This is a genomic window from Variovorax sp. GW823-FHT02B07 (genome assembly GCF_058797695.1).
This window is the reverse complement of the sequence record NZ_JBXAJX010000002.1, coordinates 1,324,744-1,344,723: the sequence shown is the minus strand read 5'-3', so window position 1 is coordinate 1,344,723 and position 19,980 is coordinate 1,324,744. Positions and strand designations below refer to the sequence as shown.

The window sequence follows — 19,980 nt, the reverse complement described above, 5'->3', positions numbered from 1 at the left end:
GCGCGCCTGCGCTCACAGATGGGAGCGCACCTCGCGCGCTGCCTCGAACAGCAGCGGCAACATCTCGCGCTGCAGGGTCTCTTCCTGGTAGCGCGTGCCCGACAGCACCACGTTGAGCGCCGCCACCGTGTGCCCCTGCATGTCGCGCAGCGGCACCGCCAGCGCCTGCACGCCGAGCTCGTGCTCTTCGCTGGCGAAACAGTAGTCGTCCTTGCGCACCTGCGCGATGCGCTGGCGCAAGGCGCGTGCCTGGGTGATGGTGTGCGGCGTGAGTCGCGCCAGGTGCCGCCCCTTGAGCCACTGCGTGAGCTGCGTGGCGGCCATGGCGGCCAGCAGCACGCGCCCGGTCGAGGTGGCGTGGGCCGGCAGGCGCGCACCGAGGTGCAGGCCGTAGGCCAGCACGCGCGTGGGCGTGCCGTAGCTGCCGCTGCGCGCGACGATGACCACCTCTTCGCCGTCGAGCACCACGGCCGAGAACGACTCGCCCGTCTGCGCCGCGAGGCGGTTCAGCGTGGGCTGCAGCGCGCGCGGCAGGCGTGACGAGGCCAGATAGCTGCCCGAGAAGCGCAGCACCTTCGGCGCCATCCAGAAGTAGCTGCCGTCGGTTTCCAGGTAGCCCAGGTGGGCCAGCGTGAGCAGGTGGCGCCGGGCGGCGGCGCGCGTGAGGCCGGCGCGCTCTGCCGCCAGCGTGGCGTTCAGGCGCTGGCGCTCGGTGTCGAAGCTTTCGAGCACCGCCATCCCCTTGGCGATGCCCTCGATGAAGTCGGCGCGGGCGATGGTCATTCGTCGTCGGAGTTCGTCGTGGATCGGTCGGCTGAAGAAGTGTTGCGCGATGATCGCGCACGCGTTCGCATGATCGCACAGAGCCTCGCCAGTCGCCGCCCCAACCGGCCGCCCGCGCCCTACGCTTGGCAAAACCCTTTCGGAGACACGAACATGCGCACCCAGGTCGCCATCATCGGCGCAGGCCCCGCCGGCCTTCTGCTCGGCCAGTTGCTGCACAAGGCAGGCATCGACAACATCATCGTGGAGCGCCAGAGCGGCGACTACGTGCTGGGCCGCATCCGCGCCGGCGTGCTCGAGCAGGTCACGATGGACCTGCTGGCGCGCGCGGGCGTCGACACCCGCGCCAAGGCCGAGGGCCTGCCGCACGACGGCATCGAGCTGCTGTTCAAGGGCGCGCGCCACCGCATCGACATGCACGACCTCACGGGCGGCAAGCAGGTCACGGTGTACGGCCAGACCGAGGTGACGCGCGACCTGATGGAAGCGCGCACGGCCGAAGGCCTCACGACGATCTACAGCGCAGCCAACGTCAGCCTGCACGACTTCGATTCGGCCAAGCCGCGCGTTCGCTACGAGAAAGACGGCCAGACGCACGAGATCGAGTGCGACTTCATCGCCGGCTGCGACGGCTACCACGGCGTGAGCCGCGCCAGCGTGCCGGCCGACGCGATCCAGACCTACGAGAAGGTCTACCCCTTCGGCTGGCTCGGCGTGCTGGCCGACGTGCCGCCGGTGTCGCACGAACTCATCTACGCCAACACCAAGCGCGGCTTTGCGCTGTGCAGCATGCGCAGCGCCACGCGCTCGCGCTACTACGTGCAGGTGCCGACCGAAGAGAAGGTGGAGAACTGGAGCGACGAGGCCTTCTGGAACGAGCTGCGCGCGCGCCTCGACCCCGAAGCGCGCGAACGGCTGGTGACCGGCCCGTCGCTCGAAAAGAGCATTGCGCCGCTGCGCAGTTTCGTGGCCGAGCCGATGCGCTTCGGCTCGCTGTTCCTGGCCGGCGACGCCGCGCACATCGTGCCGCCGACCGGCGCCAAGGGGCTCAACCTCGCGACGGCCGACGTGGGGTACCTGTCGCGCGCGCTGGAGATTTTCTACAACGAGAAGTCGGCCTCGGCGCTGGACCGTTATTCAGACCTGTGCCTGCGCCGGGTCTGGAAGGCCGAACGCTTCTCGTGGTGGTTCACCTCGCTGATGCACCGTTTTCCCGAGACGGGCGCCTTCGGCCAGAAGATCCAGGAAGCCGAGCTCGACTACCTCGTGCATTCGCGCGCGGCGTCCACCGCGCTGGCGGAAAACTACGTGGGGCTGCCGCTCGAAGACTTCTGAGCGGCGGGCGACGACAGCACCTCGTCGACCCAGCGCTGGTCTTCGTCGTAGATCCAGCATTCGCTGAGCTTGCTGTCTCTCACGGCGTAGCGCAGCTGGCGCTCCAGTTCGAACAGGCGCCCCTGGTGCTCGAACTGCTCGACGGCGACGATCAGCCCAAAATGCTCGCCGGCCAGCACGTCGCGGATCGCGACCAGCCGGCGGTTCGTTCGTTCCTTCACCTGCTTGAGCACCGCGAGGCAGGCCGCCTTGCCCCGGTGCGCGCCCGCGAGCGGGCTGCGGCCGAAGTAGTGAAAGACGACCTCGTCGTGGTAGCAGTCGACGATGGCCTTGAGGTCGTTGGCGGCCCAGGCCTGCGCGTAGCGCTGCACGACCGCCCGGATCTCGCTCGCGGCAGGTGTCATCGGCGTGCTCATCGTTCGCTGGCTTTCTCCAGTGTCTTCTTCATCGCGGCGCCGCCCTGCGCCATCATGGGCTCGACGTACGCCGCGAGCCCGTCGGGCAGCACATCGGTGATCCAGACGAAGCGCGACCGGCCTTCGCCGTGCGCGAACACCTGGGCCGACGCGTGGTGGTGCGTGGCCTTGCCGTCGGTCACGGTGTAGGCCAGCCGGCGGTTCTCGTCATCGAGGGCCACGAGCAGCTCGCGCGCCACGAGGCCGTTGGCAAAGTGGACGATGCGGGCGCCCTGCCCGTCGAGCTCGCAGCCGGTGAGAAAGCCCGGCGCGAGGCGCGTGTGCACGGCGCCGAAGTCGCGCAGCGCGTCCCACACCTGCGCGGCATCGGCCTCGACGATGAATTCCTTGTAGACGGTGGCCATGGGGTCGATGCCTTTCGTGTCAGGGACAGACGGCCTCGACGTTGTTGCCGTCGGGGTCGATGAGGAAGGCCGCGTAGTAGGTCGGGCTGTAGTCGGCGCGCGGCCCCGCACCGCCGTTGTCGGTGCCGCCGGCTTTCAGGCCGGCCTTATGGAAGGCGGCGACGGCCGCGTGGTCGGGCGCACGGAACGCGATGTGCGTGCCCGGGCCCTTGGCGCCTTTCGCAGCGTAGAGCCACAGCGCCGGTTCACCGGCCGGGCCGAGGCCGGCGTAGCTTTCGTCGTCGTGGGAGCCCAGCACGTGGCCGAGCGGCGCGAGCGCGGCTTCGTAGAAGCGCCGGCTCGCGGCGAGGTCTTTGACTTTCAGTCCGATGTGGTCGTACATGGCGATGACTTCCTGCTTGAAGGGTGGATCAAGCGGTCATCGTGAAGCAGCGCGGCCAGGCGGTCTTGGAAAATCTTGCGGTCGCCCTTGGCAGCCAGCCGGAAACCGCGCGGCGACACGCCGGCCGCACGGTGGAAGGTGCGCACGAAGTTGCTCAGGTCGGCAAAGCCGGCCTCGAAGGCGACCTCGGTCACGGGAAGATCGCTGTCCGCCAGCAGGCGCGCTGCGCGGCGCAGCCGGGAGCGCACGAGGTACTGGTGCGGCGTGACGCCGAGCACCTGGGAGAACAGGCGCAGAAAGTGGAAGGCGCTCAGGCCCGCCTGCGCGGCCGCGTCTTCCAGGCCGATCTCGCCTGCCGCGTGGGCTTCGATCCACGTCGCGGCCTCGACCGCGCGGCGGCGGTCGCGCGGCGTGGCCGACGGCGGCGCTGCGGGCTTGCCGCGCCCTTTCACCACATCGAGGAAACGGCTGGCGAAGCCCATGCCCAGTTCGTCCAGGCCCACGTCGCTGCCGCCTTCGACCGCGACCTGCGCGAGTTCGCCGAGCACCATGAGTTCGGGCAGCGGCGGCAGCCCGGAGGCATGCCAGCTGCGCCGGTCGCCGCCGATCAGATCGACGAAGCCCGGCGAGAAGTGGAACGACAGGCACTCGTCGCCACAGGCGAAGTGCTCGTGGGTGCAGACGTAGTCGTCGCCCGGCGCGCCGACCAGCACCGCGCCGGCCACCAGCTCGTAGTCGCGGCCGAGCGCGCGGCAGCCGAAGCTGCCCTTGCGCACGTACGAGACCGAGTGCGTCTCGTGCATCTCGGTGAACGGCGCCGCGCCGACGCCCGCGTCGCAGCGGTAGGTCGAGACGCGGATCGCGTCGGTCTGCAGTTCGGTGGTGACGCGCATGATGACTTTCGTCGCCCTTCGATCACCGGCCGTGGCGCTCAGTCGATCGTCTGCATGGCCTGCCACACGCGCGACGGGCTCAGCGGCATGTGCAGGCGGGGCGCGCGGGCCCCGAGGCCGTTGCGTGCAAAGGCGTCGGCCACCGCGTTGACGATGGCCGGCGTGGCGCCGATGGTGCCCAGCTCGCCGACGCCCTTCACGCCCAGCGGGTTGTTCTTGCAGGGCGTGGATTCGTCCATTTCCATCTGGAACATGGTGTCGACGATGTCGGCGCGCGGCGCGGCGTAGTCCATGAGGCTGCCGGTGACGGGCTGGCCGGTTTCGCTGTCGTACACCACCTGCTCGTACAGCGCCTGGCCGATGCCCTGCACCGCGCCGCCTTCGAGCTGGCCGCGCACGATCATCGGGTTGACCACGCGGCCTACGTCGTTGACCGAGCTGTAGGCCACGACGCTGATCTCGCCCGTGGGCGGGTCGAGCTCGATCTCGCAGATGTGGCACCCGTTGGGCCAGCTCGGGCCGGCCACGGTGCTGGTGGAGTCGACGAAGATCTCGCGCCCCGGCTGCTTGGCGGCCAGGGTGAACAGGTCGAGCTCGAGGTCGGTGCCGGCCACGATGAAGGTGCCGCGGCTGTAGACGATGTCGTCGATGGAGGCCTCGAACTCCTGCGCCGCGAGTTCGCGTGCCTTGTCGATGGTGCGCTCGGCGCCGATGCGCACGGCCGAGCCGCCGGTGAAGAGCGAACGCGAGCCGGCGCTGCCGAAGCCGTCGCCGCGGTCGGTGTCGCCGAGCACGACGCGCACCTTCTCGATGGGCACGCCGAAGGCATCGACGGCCAGTTGCGCGAGCGAGGTCGCGATGCCCTGCCCCATGGCGTTGACGGCCGAGAACACCTCGATCACGCCATCGGCCTGCACCGAGACGGTGACGCGCTCTTCGAACACGTTGCCGCCGGTCCATTCGAGGAACGTGGCAATGCCCAGGCCGCGCTGCTTGCCGCGCGCCGCGGACTCGGCCGCGCGGGCCTCGAAGCCCTGCCAGTCGGCCAGCTGCAGTGCCTGGTCCATCACCGACTCGAACTGGCCGGTGTCGTAGGTCTGCGCCATCGGGTTCTTGTAGGGCATCTGCTCGGGGCGGATGAAGTTGCGCCGGCGCAGCGCGATGCGGTCGATGCCGGTCTGGCGCGCGGCCTCGTCCATCAGGCGCTCGATGGTGAAGATGGCCTCGGGCCGGCCCGCGCCGCGATAGGCGCCGGTGGGCGCGGTGTTGGTGAGCACCGCCTTGAAATGGAAGTCGATGGTCTGGATGTCGTAGACGCTGGTCTGCACCCAGGGGCCGATCAGCAGCTGGATCGCGACGCCGGTGCCGGTGGCGTAGGCGCCGACGTTGGCGAGCGTCTTGATGCGCAGAGCCAGGATCTTGCCGTCGGCGCCCAGGGCCATTTCGGCGCGCGCCTCGATGTCGCGGCCGTGCGCGCTCGAGAGAAACTCTTCGCTGCGGTCGGCCACCCACTTCACGGGCCGGCCCACCTGCAGCGCGGCGTAGGCGACCGCGATGTCCTCGGGGTAGGCGCCGGTCTTCATGCCGAAGCCGCCGCCGACGTCGCCCACGACCACGCGCACTTTTTCCTTGGCCAGGCCGATGGCCGCGCAGACCGAATCGCGCACGCCGGACGGCATCTGGGTGCTCATGCGGATCGTGAGGCGGTCGGTCTTGCTGTCGTGCGTGGCAAGCACGGCGCGCGGCTCGATGGTGAGCGCGACCACGCGCTGGTTGTTCACGTCCAGGGCAATCACGTGGGCGGCGCGCTCGAACGCGGCGGTGGCGGCTTCGCTGCTGCCGTGGCGCATCTCGGCGGCGATGTTGCCCGTGGCCTCCTCGCACAAGAGCGGCGCGCCTTCGGCGGTCGCGCCCGGCAGGTCGACCACCATCGGCAGCTCTTCGTAATCGACCATCACGGCCTCGGCCGCGTCGCGCGCCTGCTGCACGGTGTCGGCAATGACGGCCGCCACCGGTTCGCCGACGAAGCGTGCGCGCTCGTGCGCCAGGGCGCGGCGCGGCGGGCTGGCGCTGTCGCTGCCGTCCGCGCGCTTGAAGCCGGCCGCGCCGGGCATCGGCTTAACGCCGGCCTCGGCCAGGTCGGCCCCGGTGATCACGCGCAGCACGCCGGGCATGCCGACGGCCGCGGACGTGTCGATGGACACGATGCGCGCATGCGGATAGGGGGAGCGAAGGAAGACGAGGTGCGCCTGCTCGGCGAGCGTGACGTCGTCGGTGTAACGGCCGGCGCCTGCGAGCAGGCTTTCGTCCTCGAGGCGGCGCACCGCCTGGCCGCTGCCGAAGCGCGTGGGATTGGGTTCAGTGGTCAACGTGGTCCTCTTGTGCTGATCCCCGGCGCCCTGCACATGCCTGCCGGATCCGCTGTGGTACTGCGAAAGCAAGCTGTGCACTATAGGTTTTTCGACGGGTCTTGTGGGGTTGTCTCGCGTGCCATCGGCGGTGGCACCAGGGCCGCAGCCTTGTGGACTGTTCCCGTGTGAGCGGGATTTTCCCTCAACTGGCTTGCGTTTTCGAGAAGCCGTGTATACCTGCATCCATGCGACAACTGCCTTGGCTCGAACCCGGAGATGCACTGCCCGACCCCGCTTCGGCGTGGGACGAAAGGGACCCGGTGCCCGGCCTGCTGGCGGCCGGCGGCGCCCTCGACGTCGATACTCTGATGCAGGCTTACAGCCGCTGCGTCTTCCCCTGGTTCAGCGACGACCAGCCCATCCTGTGGTGGAGCCCCGACCCGCGCATGGTGCTGCGGGTGAACGACTTCCGGCTGCATCGCTCGCTGCGCAAGACCCTGAGCCGTTTTGCCGCGACGCCCGGCTGCGAGCTGCGCATCGATCACGATTTTGGAACGGTGATCCAGGCCTGTTCGCAGTCGGCGCGGGCCGGCCAGTCGGGCACCTGGATCGTGCCGGACATGGTGAAGGCCTATACGCAATTGCACCACGCCGGGCACGCGCACAGCGTCGAAACCTGGATCGACGGCGAGTTGGCGGGCGGGCTCTACTGCGTGGCGCTGGGCCGCGCCGTGTTCGGCGAGTCGATGTTCACGCGCCGCCCCGACGCCTCGAAGATCGCGCTGGCCGGACTGGTCGCGCTGTGCCGGCGCGCCGGCATCGCGATGATCGACTGCCAGCAGAACACCGCGCACCTGGCCAGCCTCGGCGCCCGCGAAATGCCGCGCGCGCGCTTCGTCGCGCACGTGGCCCAGGCCCGAAAACAGGAGGGCCCGCAGTGGCAATTCGACCCCGTATACTGGTCCGAACTCCTTTCCGAGCGACCTCTTCTTTCGACGTGACGTGACGTGACGCACCTCAAGGATCTTCCGCTTCACACGCTGCAGTTCTACGCGACGGCGCCCTACCCCTGCAGCTACCTGCCGGATCGCCAGGCCCGCTCGCAGGTGGCCACGCCCAGCCATCTGATCCACAACGACGCGTATTCCGACCTGGTGCTCAGCGGCTTCCGGCGCAGCGGCATGTTCACCTACCGGCCGTATTGCGACGGCTGCCGCGCCTGCATCCCGCTGCGCGTGCTGGCGCACAGCTTCAAGCCGAACCGCAGCCAGCGCCGCACCGCCAAACAGCACGCCGACCTGCAGGCGCGCGTGCTCAAGCTGTGCTTCGTGCCCGAGCACTACCAGCTCTATCTGCGCTACCAGACCGGCCGCCACTCGGGCGGCGGCATGGACCACGACAGCATCGACCAGTACACGCAGTTCCTGCTGCAAAGCCGCGTCAACTCGCGGCTGGTCGAGTTCCGCGAGACCCTGCCCGACGGCAGCCCGGGCGCGCTGAAGATGGTGTCGATCCTCGACGTGCTGAGCGACGGCATCTCGGCCGTCTACACCTTCTACGAGCCCGAGGACGGCGCCGGCTACGGCACCTACAGCGTGCTGTGGCAGATCGAGCAGGCCCGCAAGCTGGGGCTGCCGCACGTCTACCTGGGCTACTGGATCGAGCGCAGCCCCAAGATGCACTACAAGGCGCGCTTTTCCCCGCACGAAGTGTTGGTGGACGGCCACTGGCAGGCACCGAGCGATTTCACAAGGTAAAATGGCGCACGGTCATCACCGCATTGCGCCATGAGAAAAAACCTATCCGACGTTCCCGCCACTCCCGTCATCCAGGTCATCGAGCGCATGTTCTCGCTGATCGATGTCCTGGCCTCGCGCGAAGAAGCGATCTCGCTGAAGGAAATCAGCGAAAAGACGGGGCTGCACCCGTCGACCACGCACCGCATCCTCAATGACCTCGCGGTCGGCCGCTTCGTCGACCGCCCGGAAGCCGGCAGCTACCGCCTCGGCATGCGTCTGCTCGAGCTTGGCAACTTGGTCAAGGGCCGGCTGAACGTGCGCGACGCGGCCCTGGGGCCGATGCGCGAGCTGCACAAGCTCACGCAGCAGCCGGTCAACCTCAGCATGCGCCAGGGCGACGAGATCGTGTACATCGAGCGCGCCTACAGCGAACGCTCGGGCATGCAGGTGGTGCGCGCGATCGGCGGCCGTGCCGCCCTGCACCTGACCTCGACCGGCAAGCTGTTCCTGGCCGCCGACGACCCACAGCGCGTGCGCAGCTACGCCACGCGCACCGGCCTGGCCGGCCACACCCGCAACAGCATCACCCAGCTGCCCGCGCTCGAGCGCGAGCTGTCGAAGGCGCGCCAGTACGGCATCGCCCGCGACAACGAAGAGCTGGAGCTGGGCGTGCGCTGCATGGCCGCCGGCATCTACGACGACCAGGGCAAACTGGTGGCAGGCCTGTCGATCTCGGCCCCGGCCGATCGCCTCGACGAAGGCTGGCTGCCCAAGCTGCAGGCGACCGCCAACGAAATCTCGGGCGCGCTGGGCTTCAAGGACGGCATGGCTGCAACGCCTGCGTCGGGTGCGAACGTGACAACGGGCGCCTGAGCGCCCGTTTGCTTTCGACTCCTTCTTCTCTCTTCCTCCCGGCGAGTCAGCCGGTTGGCCCTGTACAAGGGCAGCAGGCAGGCCGTTGAACGGCCTCCCCGCTCAGGTTAGCCAGCGACCTGGAAGCCGCGCGGACCCGACACGGCATGCGTGGCCTCGACCCAGCGGCGAACCCGCTCGGCGTCGGCGATGCGGCTGAACTTGCCGGCCGAATCCAGGAACACCATGATCAGCTTGCGCCCAGCCACCTTGGCCTGCATCACGAGGCACTGGCCGGCTTCGGAGATGTAACCCGTCTTCTGCAGGCCGATGTCCCATTCCGGGCTCTTCACGAGGCGGTTGGTGGTGTTGAACTGCAGCACGCGGTTGCCGACTTCGACCTGGTACTCCGGCGACGTGGACAGCGAACGCACCGTGGCGTCCGAATAGGCTGCGTTGACCAGCAGCGCCAGGTCTTGCGCGCTCGACTGGTTGCGGCTCGACAGGCCGGTGGGCTCCACGTAGCGCGTGTCCTTCATGCCGAGCATGCGGGCCTTGGCATTCATGATGCTCACGAAGGTCGTGAGACCGCCCGGGTAGGTGCGGCCCAGCGCGTGCGCCGCGCGGTTCTCACTCGACATCAGCGCCAGGTGCAGCAGCTCGCCGCGCGACAGCGTGGTGCCGACGGTCAGGCGCGAACGGCTGCCCTTTTCGGTATCGACGTCGTCCTGCGTGATGGTGATGAGCTCGTCGTTCGGCAGGTGGGCTTCGCTGATCAGCAGGCCGGTCATGAGCTTGGTGAGCGAGGCGATGGGCAGCACGGCGTGGTCGTTCTTGCTGAACAGCACCTCGTGGGTGTCCTGGTCGATCACCAGGGCGACGCTCGACTTCAGGTCGAGTGCGTCGTCGGTGCTGTGCAGGCCGGCCATCTGGCCGAAGGACTGGCGGGCTGGCGTCTCGACGCGCACCACCGAGCGGCGCTGCACGGCGACGACCGTCTTGCCGTTCTTCTTGTGGATGGTGGCCACGACGTTGCGGCCGCCACGCACGACCTTGTCGGCCTGCTCGGCGCGACCGCCGCGCGCCACCTTGGAAGCGGACGCATTGCGTTGCTTGGCCTCGGCAGGTGCCTTCGCCTTCTTGGCGACGGCGGACTTGGCGGCAGCGGGTTTTTCCTTCTTCGCGGCCTGGGCGCCAGGCAGCAAAAACGCCGAGGCGCACAGCGCCACGGCGAGGAACTTGAAGGCGGGTAGGAACCGCTGGATGGAAACTCGACGTAGACGGGTTTCAGGCATCAATAAATCTCCAGCGGCAACAAACGAGGACCGCAGTGTATCGAAATCAAAAAAGACACGCAATATCAGTTACTTGCATCCTCTTCTTCATTCGAATACCAAGGAACGCCTGAAAACCTAACCTTGTGCCGCCACTCTCTCAGCTTGGCTCTGTAACTTGTTGAGCGCACTCAAATAAGCCTTTGCCGAAGCGACCACGATGTCGGGGTCTGCCCCCACACCGTTGACCACCCGCCCTGCGTTTTGTAACCGGACTGTAACTTCTCCCTGGCTTTCCGTCGAGCCACTGATGGCGTTTACAGAGTAAAGAACCATCTCGGCGCCGCTCTTGACGTGGGCCTCGATGGCCTTGAGGGACGCGTCGACCGGCCCGTTGCCGTCGGATTCGCTGGTGACTTCCTTGCCCTGGACCGTGAACACGATCTTGGCTTGAGGCCGTTCGCCGGTTTCGCTGTGCTGGGAGAGAGAGACGAAAGCAAACTGTTCACCAACGTGCGACAGCTCTTCCGCGCTGACCAGCGCGAGGATGTCCTCGTCGAAAATTTCGGACTTGCGGTCGGCCAGCTCCTTGAAACGCGCGAACGCGGCGTTGACCTCGGTTTCGCTTTCCATCGTCACGCCCAAGTCCTGCAGGCGCTGCTTGAAGGCGTTGCGGCCGCTGAGCTTGCCCAGCACGATCTTGTTGGCGGTCCAGCCCACGTCTTCGGCGCGCATGATCTCGTAGGTGTCGCGCGCCTTGAGCACGCCGTCCTGGTGGATGCCCGAGGCATGTGCGAACGCGTTGGCGCCCACCACCGCCTTGTTGGGCTGCACTACGAAGCCCGTGGTCTGGCTGACCATGCGGCTGGCGGCCACGATGTGCTGGGTGTCGATGTTCAGGTCGAGCCCGAAGTAGTCCCTGCGCGTCTTCACGGCCATGACCACTTCTTCGAGCGAGCAGTTGCCCGCGCGCTCGCCCAGACCATTGATCGTGCACTCGACCTGGCGCGCGCCGCCGATCTTCACACCGGCCAGCGAGTTCGCCACGGCCATGCCCAGGTCGTTGTGGCAATGCACCGACCAGATCGCCTTGTCGCTGTTGGGAATGCGCTCGCGCAGCATCTTGATGAAGTTGCCGTACAGCTCGGGGATGGCGTAGCCGACGGTGTCGGGCACGTTGATGGTGGTCGCGCCCTCGTTGATCACGGTTTCGAGCACGCGGCACAGAAAGTCGGGGTCGCTGCGGTAGCCGTCTTCGGGGCTGAACTCGACGTCGGCGATCTGGTTGCGCGCGAAGCGCACGGCCAGCTTGGCCTGCTCATGCACCTCGTCGGGCGACATGCGCAGCTTCTTTTCCATGTGCAGCGGCGAGGTCGCGATGAAGGTGTGGATGCGCCCGCGCGCCGCGCCCTTCAGGGCCTCGGCTGCGCGCGCGATGTCGCGGTCGTTGGCACGCGAGAGGCCGCACACCGTCGAGTCCTTGATCGCATTGGCGATGGCCTTCACGGCCTCGAAGTCGCCGTTCGAACTGGCCGGAAAACCGGCTTCGATGACGTCGACCCTGAGCCGCTCCAGCAGCTTGGCGATGCGCAATTTTTCGTCGCGCGTCATCGAGGCGCCGGGCGACTGTTCGCCGTCGCGCAAGGTGGTGTCGAAAATAATGAGTTGGTCGGTCATCGTGGATCTCCTTGGTTCGTTCCCACCTTGCGTGCGGCTGGTGCCGGTGCGTCAGGCGACTTCAGCCACCGATTGTGCGCTGCGCGCGCCCCGGCCTCTGGCCCGCTGCACGCCCGAGATGATCGCCTTCAGCGAGGCCGAGATCACGTTCGCATCGATGCCGACGCCGAACAGGGTCTGCGACTCGTCGACGCGCAGCTCGAGGTAGGCCACCGACTTGGCGTCGGCGCCCGCGCCGATGGCGTGCTGGTGGTAGTCCATGACGCGCACCGTGTGGCCGGTGGCCTGGCTCAGTGCCTGTGTGAAGGCGTCGATCGGGCCGTTGCCGCGGCCTTCGATGGCGCGGGTCTCACCGTCCCATGGCAGGTCGCCGCGCAGCACGACCGTGGCCTCGGCGCCCTCGCCTTCTTCCTGGATCACGCGGTGCTGCAAGGCCTTGGCGGTCTCGATACCGTATTCGTTCACGAAGATCTGCCAGAGGTCGGCGGCGGTGAGTTCCTTGCCGCCCACGTCCATCACGCGCTGCACGACCTGCATGAATTCCATCTGCAGGCGGCGCGGCATCTCGAGGCCGTACTCGCTCTCGAGCAGATAGGCCATGCCGCCCTTGCCCGACTGGCTGTTCACGCGGATCACGGCTTCGTAGCTGCGGCCCACGTCCTTCGGGTCGATGGGGAGGTACGGAATGTCCCAGATGTCGCCGTCCTTGCGCGCGGCGAAGGCCTTCTTGATCGCGTCCTGGTGCGAGCCCGAGAACGAGGTATAGACGAGGTCGCCTACATACGGATGGCGCGGGTGTACCGGGATCTGGTTGCAGTGCTCGACAGTCGCGCGGATCTCGTCGATGTTCGAGAAGTCGAGCTCGGGCGAAACGCCCTGCGTGTAGAGGTTGAGCGCGACGTTCACGAGGTCGAGGTTGCCGGTGCGCTCGCCGTTGCCGAAAAGGCAGCCTTCGATGCGCTCTGCGCCGGCCATCAAGGCCAGTTCGCCGGCTGCGGTGCCGGTGCCGCGGTCGTTGTGCGGATGCACGCACAGCACGATGGAATCACGGCGCGCGAGGTTGCGGTGCATCCACTCGATCATGTCCGCGAAGATGTTCGGCGTGGAATGCTCCACCGTGGTGGGCAGGTTGACGATGCACTTGCGCTCGGGCGTCGGTGCCCAGACTTCGGTGACCGCGTCGACCACGCGCTTGGAGAAGACCACGTCAGTGCCCGAGAACATCTCGGGCGAATACTGGAAGGTCCACTTCGTGTTCGGCTGCTTTGCGGCGAAGTCGTTGAACATGCGGGCATGGCTGCTCGCGAGTTCGACGATCTGGTCTTCGTCCATGCCGAGCACCACGCGGCGCATCACGGGGGCCACCGCGTTGTAGAGGTGGACGATGGCGCGCGGTGCACCTTGCAAGGCTTCGAAGGTGCGTTCGATGAGGTGGTCGCGCGCTTGCGTGAGCACCTGGATCGTCACGTCGTCGGGAATGCGGTCTTCCTCGATGAGCTTGCGCACGAAGTCGAATTCGACCTGCGACGCCGAGGGAAAGCCGACTTCGATTTCCTTGAAGCCGATGGCCACGAGGGTTTCGAACATGCGCATCTTGCGCGCGATGTCCATGGGTTCGACCAAGGCCTGGTTGCCATCGCGCAGGTCTGTCGACAGCCAGATCGGGGCCTTGGTCAGCACGGCATCGGGCCAGGTGCGGTCCTTGAGGCCGATCGGGGCGAATGCGCGGTATTTGGCTTGAGGTTGCTTGAGCATGTCGATTTCTCTGTGATGGTTGGAACTCAACCAGCAACCCCAAAAGACAAACGGCCCGTTGCTGGTGCGAACGGGCCGTGATGAGGGATTAGCGCGTGCGCTACCGTCTCCGCCCGTGAGGGAGGGCTAGTAGGGCCAGCAGCGAAATCTTGGTCATGAGGGTTGCGAATGTAGCACAGCCTTTGCGGGCCTGTGAAGGCCCGGGGCTTCTTCAGTTGTGCAGCCCCCGCTCGTCGGGCTCTTCGGTCGAGGTACTGATCACGCTCACCGGCTGGCCCTTGGCCTTGCGCCACGCGTACACCACGTAGCCGCTCAACCCATAGGCCACGAAGAGGCTGAACAGCACCGTTGGCGGATGGATGTTGATGACCGCGATGCCCAGCGCGATCAGCACGATCACGACGAAAGGCACGCTCTTCTTCATCTGGACGTCCTTGAAGCTGTAGAACGGCGCATTGGTGACCATCGAGAGTCCGGCATAGAGCGTGAACGCGAAAGTGATCCACGTGATCTGCGTCCACGAGAGGTACAGCACCTCGCCGCCGCGCTTGCCCCACTCGGTCATGAGCCAGATGAAGCCGGCCACGAGCGCAGCAGCCGCTGGCGACGGCAGGCCCTGGAACCAGCGCTTGTCGACCACGCCCGTGTTGACGTTGAAGCGGGCGAGCCGCAGTGCCGCGCAGGCGCAGTACACGAAGGCGGCAATCCAGCCCCAGCGTCCCAGCCCCTTGAGCGACCATTCGTAAGCGATGAGCGCCGGCGCCGCACCGAACGACACCATGTCGGACAGCGAGTCCATCTGCTCGCCGAACGCGCTCTGCGTGTTGGTCATGCGCGCAACGCGGCCGTCGAGGCTGTCGAGGATCATCGCGGCGAACACGCCGAGCGCCGCGAGGTCGAAGCGCGCGTTCATGGCCATCACGACCGAGTAGAAGCCGCCGAACAACGCCGCCAGCGTGAACAGGTTCGGCAGGATGTAGATGCCCTTGCGACGCTTGCGCGGTTGCGCGTCGTCGGGGACGGTGTCGTCATGCATTGAAATGGCCTCCGTCCATCGTGGGAACTGCCCGATCAGCTATCCATTCGATAGCATCTTGGTCTGTGAATCGCATGCTTCGCAGTGTAGTTCAGGGGACCCGTGCACTCCCCTTCAAACAAAAGGGCCACCGCGACGGGTGGCCCTCCGAAACAGGGTGCCGTAGCACCCTGCTGGCTCTTGCCTCTGAAGATCAGTTGCGGGTCTGGTCGACCAGCTTGTTCTTCTTGATCCAGGGCATCATCGCGCGCAGCTTTTCGCCGACGACTTCGATCTGATGCTCGGCGTTCAGGCGACGGCGGCTGATCAGCACCGGCTGGCCGGCAGCGGCTTCGAGCACGAAGCTCTTGGCGTATTCGCCGGTCTGGATGTCCTGCAGGACCTTCTTCATGGCCTTCTTGGTCTCGTCGGTCACGATGCGCGGGCCCGTGACGTACTCGCCGTATTCGGCGTTGTTCGAGATCGAGTAGTTCATGTTGGCGATGCCGCCTTCGTAGATCAGGTCAACGATCAGCTTCAGCTCGTGCAGGCATTCGAAGTACGCCATTTCGGGCGCGTAGCCGGCCTCCACCAGCGTTTCGAAACCAGCCTTGATCAGCTCGACCGTGCCGCCGCACAGAACCGCTTGCTCGCCGAACAGGTCGGTCTCGGTTTCTTCGCGGAAGTTGGTCTCGATGATGCCGGCCTTGCCGCCGCCGTTGGCGGTGGCGTAGCTCAGCGCGAGGTCACGCGCCTTGCCACTCTTGTCCTGGTGCACCGCGATCAGGTGCGGCACGCCGCCACCTTGCGTGTACGTGCCGCGCACGGTGTGACCCGGAGCCTTGGGAGCGACCATCCACACGTCGAGGTCGGCGCGCGGCTGCACGAAACCGTAGTGCACGTTGAAGCCGTGCGCGAAGACGAGCGAAGCGCCTTCCTTGATGTTCGGGGCCACGTCGTTCTTGTAGACGGCGGCGATCTGCTCATCGGGCAGCAGGATCATGACGACGTCGGCCGACTTCACGGCATCAGCGACTTCAGCGACCTGCAGGCCGGCCTTGCCGACCTTGTCCCACGAAGCGCCGCCCTTGCGCAGGCCGACCACGACCTTGACGCCGCTGTCGTTCAGGTTCTGCGCGTGTGCGTGACCTTGCGAGCCGTAGCCGATGATGGCAACCGTCTTGCCCTTGATGAGGCTGAGGTCCGCGTCCTTGTCGTAATAAACCTTCATGATGTTCTCCAGATAGATAAGCGAGTTGCAGTGTGTTGTTGTGCCGTTCGTCCTGAGCCTGTCGAAGGGCTCAATGCAGTCCCCGCTCGCGCGAGGGCTTCGACAAGCTCAGCCCGAACGGGCAGCGACTGAGCTCCGAATCATGGTGTCAGACCCGCAGGATGCGTTCGCCGCGCCCGATGCCGCTGGCGCCGGTGCGCACCGTCTCGAGGATGGCGCCGCGGTCGATCGCTTCCAGGAAAGCGTCGTTCTTGCCGTGATCGCCAGTCAGCTCGATGGTGTAGCTCTTGTCGGTCACGTCGATGATGCGGCCACGGAAGATTTCCGCCATGCGCATCATTTCCTCGCGTTCCTTGCCCACCGCGCGCACCTTCACCATCATGAGCTCGCGCTCGGTGTAGGCGCCTTCGGTCAGGTCGACCACCTTCACGACCTCGATGAGGCGGTTCAGGTGCTTGGTGATCTGCTCAATCACGTCGTCCGAGCCGTTGGTGACGATGGTCATGCGCGAGAGACTTGCGTCCTCGGTCGGCGCCACGGTCAGCGATTCGATGTTGTAGCCACGGGCCGAGAACAGGCCCACCACGCGGGAAAGAGCACCCGGCTCGTTTTCCAGCAGCACTGCAATGATGTGTTTCATGTTGGCGTGACTCCTCTTTTCGCCTACGCGGAAGCTTTCGCTTTCGCCGCCCTCCCCCGTGCACGGTAATGCGCGGGCTTGGCGGGCAATAGATTCGTCAGTAAAGGTTGAACGAACGAATGTTCCGGATCAGAGATCTTCGGAACCCAGCAACATCTCGGTGATGCCCATGCCGGCCTTGACCATCGGGAACACGTTCTCGGTGGGGTCGGTACGGAAATCCATGAACACCGTGCGGTCCTTGAGCTTGCGCGCCTCGCGCAGCGCCGGCTCCACGTCTTGTGGACGCTCGATCAGCATGCCGACGTGGCCATAGGCCTCGGCGAGCTTCACGAAGTTGGGCAGCGCGTCCATGTAGCTGTGGCTGTAGCGGCCGGAGTATTCGATCTCCTGCCACTGGCGCACCATGCCCAGGTAGCGGTTGTTGAGCGAGCAGATCTTGATCGGCGTGTTGTACTGCAGGCAGGTCGAGAGCTCCTGGATGCACATCTGCACCGAGCCTTCGCCGGTGATGGTGAACACTTCCGAGTCGGGCTTGGCGAGCTTGATGCCCATGGCGTAGGGAATGCCCACGCCCATGGTGCCCAGGCCGCCCGAATTGATCCAGCGGCGCGGCTCGTCGAAGCGGTAGTACTGGGCGGCCCACATCTGGTGCTGGCCGACGTCCGACGTGATGTACGTGTCGGCGTCCTTGGTCATGTTCCAGAGGGTCTCGACCACGAACTGCGGCTTGATCACGTCCTTGTTGTCGCGGTCGTACTTGAGGCAGTCGCGCGAGCGCCAGCTTTCGATGGTTTTCCACCAATCGGCCAGCGCGCCGGCGTCAGGCTTGGTGGTGCTCTCGCGGATCATCGAGATGAGTTCGGTGAGCACGTCCTTCACGTCGCCGACGATCGGGATGTCGACCTTCACGCGCTTGGAGATGCTCGACGGGTCGATGTCGACGTGGATGATCTTGCGTTCGTTCTGCGCGAAGTGCTTCGGATTGCCGATCACGCGGTCGTCGAAGCGCGCACCCACGGCCAGCAGCACGTCGCAGTTCTGCATCGCGTTGTTGGCTTCGATGGTGCCGTGCATGCCCAGCATGCCCAGGAACTTGCGGTCGCTCGCCGGATAGGCGCCCAGGCCCATCAGCGTGTTCGTGACGGGGTACCCCAGCATGTCGACCAGCGTGCGCAGCTCGTTCGTGGCATTGCCCAGGAGCACGCCGCCGCCGGTGTAGATGTAGGGGCGCTTGGCCGCCAGCAGCAGTTGCAGCGCCTTGCGGATCTGCCCGCCGTGGCCCTTGCGCACCGGGTTGTACGAGCGCATCTCGACCTTGTCGGGATAGCCGCTGTACGGGATCTTCTTGAAGGAGACGTCCTTCGGCACGTCCACCACCACGGGGCCGGGACGGCCGCTGCGTGCGATGTGGAAGGCCTTCTTCATCGTCATGGCCAGATCCTTCGGATCCTTGACGAGGAAGTTGTGCTTGACGATGGGGCGCGTGATGCCGACCGTGTCGCATTCCTGGAAGGCGTCGAGGCCGATGGCGGCCGTCGGCACCTGACCGGAAATGATCACCATCGGGATCGAGTCCATGTACGCCGTCGCGATGCCGGTGACCGCATTGGTCAGGCCGGGGCCGGAGGTGACCAGTGCCACGCCGACTTCGCCGGTGGCGCGCGCATAGCCGTCGGCAGCGTGCACGGCGGCCTGTTCGTGGCGCACCAGCACGTGCTGGATGGTGTCCTGCTTGTAGAACGCGTCGTAGATGTAGAGAACCGCGCCGCCCGGGTAGCCCCAGATGTACTGGACGCCTTCGGCCTGCAGTGCCTTGACCAGCACTTCAGCGCCCATGAGTTCTTGCGTGGTGTTGCCGGCGCCAGAGGACGCGGCTGCTGCGGAAGCGAGTTCCGCCTTCGAGATTTCCATGATCAACCTTTGTGTTTTTTCGGGAACGAAAAACCTTGGGTGCCCCTTGCCAGCCCTTGTGGGGCCGCGCCAGGACTTGAGGCCAAAGCCATGAGCGGACTGATGTTCCGCCGGACCGTGACCCGTTTGCCTTTTGACTTGCAAGGCGGATTATGACACTACCGGCGCGTTCAGACTCGCTTCAGGTGCCCTGTCTTGGCACAAAGGCATAATCCGCGGCATAAAAACATGAGCGTTCGCCAAACATCCTCCCCACGCGGCGCGTCCCGCCGCCCCCTCTCATTTGGCTACTGAACACGAACTCTCCGACTTCCTGAAAAACGTCGAACGACGGGCCTTCAAGCGCTCGGTCTATCACGTGCGGGACGAAGAAGCGGCCTTGGACATCGTGCAGGACAGCATGATGAAGCTGGCCCAGCACTACGGCGACAAGCCTGCCGAGGAACTGCCGATGCTGTTCCAGCGCATCCTGTCGAACTGCACGCTCGACTGGTTCCGCCGCCAGAAGACCCGCCGCGCCCTTTTTTCCAACCTGAGCGACTTCGAACCGGCCGACAACGGCGAAGATTTCGACCTGCTGGAGAACTTCGTCTCGCCAACCGACTCCAGAGAATCGGAGAGCGCCGAAGACACCACGCGACGAAGCCAGGTCTTTCACGAAATCGAAGAACAGATCGCGGCTTTGCCCGGCCGTCAACGCGAGGCTTTCCTGATGCGTTACTGGGAGGAAATGGACGTCGCAGAGACGGCCGCCGCAATGGGCTGCTCCGAGGGCAGCGTCAAAACCCATTGTTCGCGAGCTGTCCACGCTCTGAGCAAGGCGCTCAAGGCCAAGGGAATATCGCTATGAACACTAAGGTTCCAACCTCTCAATCCAGCGCAGCAGAAGACCGCTTCGGCCAACGGCTGGCGGCCCGGCTGTCGGACGGCAATCAAGCGTTGCCGCACGACATCAGCGAGCGTCTGCGCGTTGCCCGTTCGCAGGCCGTGGCCGCGCGCAAGCAGGCGCCGCAGCTGCGCACGGCGCCCGTCGCAGTCCAGTCGGGCCACACGGTCACACTGGGCGGCAGCTGGTGGACGCGCATCGGTTCCGTGGTGCCCCTGATCGCCCTGGTGGCCGGGCTGATCACCATCAGCGTGTTGCAGGACGACGACCGCGCCAGCGAACTCGCCGAGGTCGACTCGGCCCTGTTGACGGGCGACCTGCCGCCCGCCGCCTACACCGATCCCGGCTTCGCCCAATTCCTGAAGTCCGACAGCGCCTCCGACTGAACACCTTGCCCGACCGAATGCGACGCCGCTCCGTTTCCCGTGCGAAA

The 19,980-nt window shown here is 66.1% G+C and carries 19 protein-coding genes; 6 read left to right on the top strand and 13 right to left on the bottom strand.

Translation table 11 applies throughout. The features are described 5' to 3' along the window. Positions 1-12 precede the first annotated feature (12 nt). Complete coding sequence (locus AC1RGU_RS17225; RefSeq protein WP_492696968.1) at positions 13-783, bottom strand: IclR family transcriptional regulator domain-containing protein; 771 nt, start codon at positions 781-783, stop codon at positions 13-15. Between the two features lie 153 nt (positions 784-936). On the opposite strand from AC1RGU_RS17225, the gene pobA reads away from it, so the two are divergent. Beyond that, entirely contained in the window at positions 937-2,118 is a 1,182-nt protein-coding gene (gene pobA, locus AC1RGU_RS17220) for a 4-hydroxybenzoate 3-monooxygenase (RefSeq protein WP_492696967.1), read from the top strand. Here pobA and AC1RGU_RS17215 read toward each other — a convergent pair. Genes AC1RGU_RS17215 through AC1RGU_RS17195 form a run of 5 tightly spaced genes read right to left on the bottom strand, consistent with a single transcriptional unit; the run spans position 2,088 to position 6,582 of the window. Next, positions 2,088-2,534 carry a nuclear transport factor 2 family protein gene (locus AC1RGU_RS17215; RefSeq protein WP_492740800.1) on the bottom strand — a complete coding sequence of 149 codons (447 nt, stop codon included), beginning with the start codon at positions 2,532-2,534 and terminating at the stop codon, positions 2,088-2,090. The genes pobA and AC1RGU_RS17215 overlap by 31 nt on opposite strands. Then, positions 2,531-2,938 (bottom strand): SRPBCC family protein, encoded by a 408-nt coding sequence (locus AC1RGU_RS17210; RefSeq protein WP_492696965.1) that lies wholly within the window; start codon positions 2,936-2,938, stop codon positions 2,531-2,533. Before AC1RGU_RS17210 ends, AC1RGU_RS17215 begins: the two co-directional genes overlap by 4 nt. Before the next feature lie 19 nt (positions 2,939-2,957). Beyond that, entirely contained in the window at positions 2,958-3,320 is a 363-nt protein-coding gene (locus AC1RGU_RS17205; RefSeq protein ID WP_492696964.1) for a VOC family protein, read from the bottom strand. After that, complete coding sequence (locus AC1RGU_RS17200) at positions 3,299-4,213, bottom strand: helix-turn-helix domain-containing protein (protein WP_492696963.1); 915 nt, start codon at positions 4,211-4,213, stop codon at positions 3,299-3,301. Before AC1RGU_RS17200 ends, AC1RGU_RS17205 begins: the two co-directional genes overlap by 22 nt. Positions 4,214-4,251: 38 nt before the next feature. Continuing rightward, a complete protein-coding gene (locus AC1RGU_RS17195; protein ID WP_492696962.1) occupies positions 4,252-6,582 on the bottom strand; it encodes a xanthine dehydrogenase family protein molybdopterin-binding subunit in 2,331 nt (776 codons plus the stop codon). A gap of 227 nt (positions 6,583-6,809) precedes the next feature. On the opposite strand from AC1RGU_RS17195, the gene aat reads away from it, so the two are divergent. From aat to AC1RGU_RS17180, 3 genes are read left to right on the top strand one after another with little or no spacing between them, the layout of a single operon-like run. Beyond that, complete coding sequence (gene aat / locus AC1RGU_RS17190; RefSeq protein WP_492696961.1) at positions 6,810-7,565, top strand: leucyl/phenylalanyl-tRNA--protein transferase; 756 nt, start codon at positions 6,810-6,812, stop codon at positions 7,563-7,565. A gap of 6 nt (positions 7,566-7,571) precedes the next feature. Next, positions 7,572-8,321: an arginyltransferase gene (locus AC1RGU_RS17185; protein ID WP_062478083.1), complete on the top strand. Its 750-nt coding sequence runs from the start codon at positions 7,572-7,574 to the stop codon at positions 8,319-8,321. Positions 8,322-8,351: 30 nt separating this feature from the next. Then, positions 8,352-9,176 (top strand): IclR family transcriptional regulator, encoded by an 825-nt coding sequence (locus AC1RGU_RS17180; protein WP_070060913.1) that lies wholly within the window; start codon positions 8,352-8,354, stop codon positions 9,174-9,176. Positions 9,177-9,283: 107 nt separating this feature from the next. Here AC1RGU_RS17180 and AC1RGU_RS17175 read toward each other — a convergent pair whose 3' ends face one another. The 7 genes from AC1RGU_RS17175 to AC1RGU_RS17145 form a co-directional block, all read right to left on the bottom strand. Further along, positions 9,284-10,450, bottom strand: a complete 1,167-nt coding sequence (locus AC1RGU_RS17175; protein WP_095950197.1) for a serine hydrolase — start codon at positions 10,448-10,450, stop codon at positions 9,284-9,286. Between the two features lie 117 nt (positions 10,451-10,567). After that, positions 10,568-12,106 carry a 2-isopropylmalate synthase gene (locus AC1RGU_RS17170; RefSeq protein ID WP_070060915.1) on the bottom strand — a complete coding sequence of 513 codons (1,539 nt, stop codon included), beginning with the start codon at positions 12,104-12,106 and terminating at the stop codon, positions 10,568-10,570. A gap of 51 nt (positions 12,107-12,157) precedes the next feature. Then, on the bottom strand, positions 12,158-13,861 hold the full coding sequence (gene leuA, locus AC1RGU_RS17165; protein ID WP_492696960.1) for a 2-isopropylmalate synthase: 1,704 nt from the start codon (positions 13,859-13,861) through the stop codon (positions 12,158-12,160). 211 nt (positions 13,862-14,072) lie between these two features. Then, positions 14,073-14,897: a CDP-diacylglycerol--serine O-phosphatidyltransferase gene (gene pssA / locus AC1RGU_RS17160; protein WP_159276663.1), complete on the bottom strand. Its 825-nt coding sequence runs from the start codon at positions 14,895-14,897 to the stop codon at positions 14,073-14,075. 193 nt (positions 14,898-15,090) lie between these two features. Further along, positions 15,091-16,107: a ketol-acid reductoisomerase gene (gene ilvC / locus AC1RGU_RS17155; RefSeq protein ID WP_062478069.1), complete on the bottom strand. Its 1,017-nt coding sequence runs from the start codon at positions 16,105-16,107 to the stop codon at positions 15,091-15,093. A 148-nt stretch (positions 16,108-16,255) separates the two neighbouring features. Beyond that, positions 16,256-16,747: an acetolactate synthase small subunit gene (ilvN, locus tag AC1RGU_RS17150; RefSeq protein ID WP_062478068.1), complete on the bottom strand. Its 492-nt coding sequence runs from the start codon at positions 16,745-16,747 to the stop codon at positions 16,256-16,258. A 129-nt stretch (positions 16,748-16,876) separates the two neighbouring features. Then, complete coding sequence (locus AC1RGU_RS17145) at positions 16,877-18,661, bottom strand: acetolactate synthase 3 catalytic subunit (RefSeq protein WP_062478065.1); 1,785 nt, start codon at positions 18,659-18,661, stop codon at positions 16,877-16,879. Between the two features lie 283 nt (positions 18,662-18,944). Between AC1RGU_RS17145 and AC1RGU_RS17140 the strand changes: the two genes are divergently transcribed. Both AC1RGU_RS17140 and AC1RGU_RS17135 read left to right on the top strand, forming a co-directional pair. Then, positions 18,945-19,511, top strand: coding sequence for an RNA polymerase sigma factor (locus AC1RGU_RS17140; protein ID WP_062478063.1), 567 nt, complete (start codon positions 18,945-18,947; stop codon positions 19,509-19,511). Then, positions 19,508-19,933, top strand: coding sequence for a DUF3619 family protein (locus AC1RGU_RS17135; protein ID WP_062478060.1), 426 nt, complete (start codon positions 19,508-19,510; stop codon positions 19,931-19,933). The genes AC1RGU_RS17140 and AC1RGU_RS17135 overlap by 4 nt, the downstream gene beginning before the upstream one ends. Positions 19,934-19,980 lie beyond the last annotated feature (47 nt).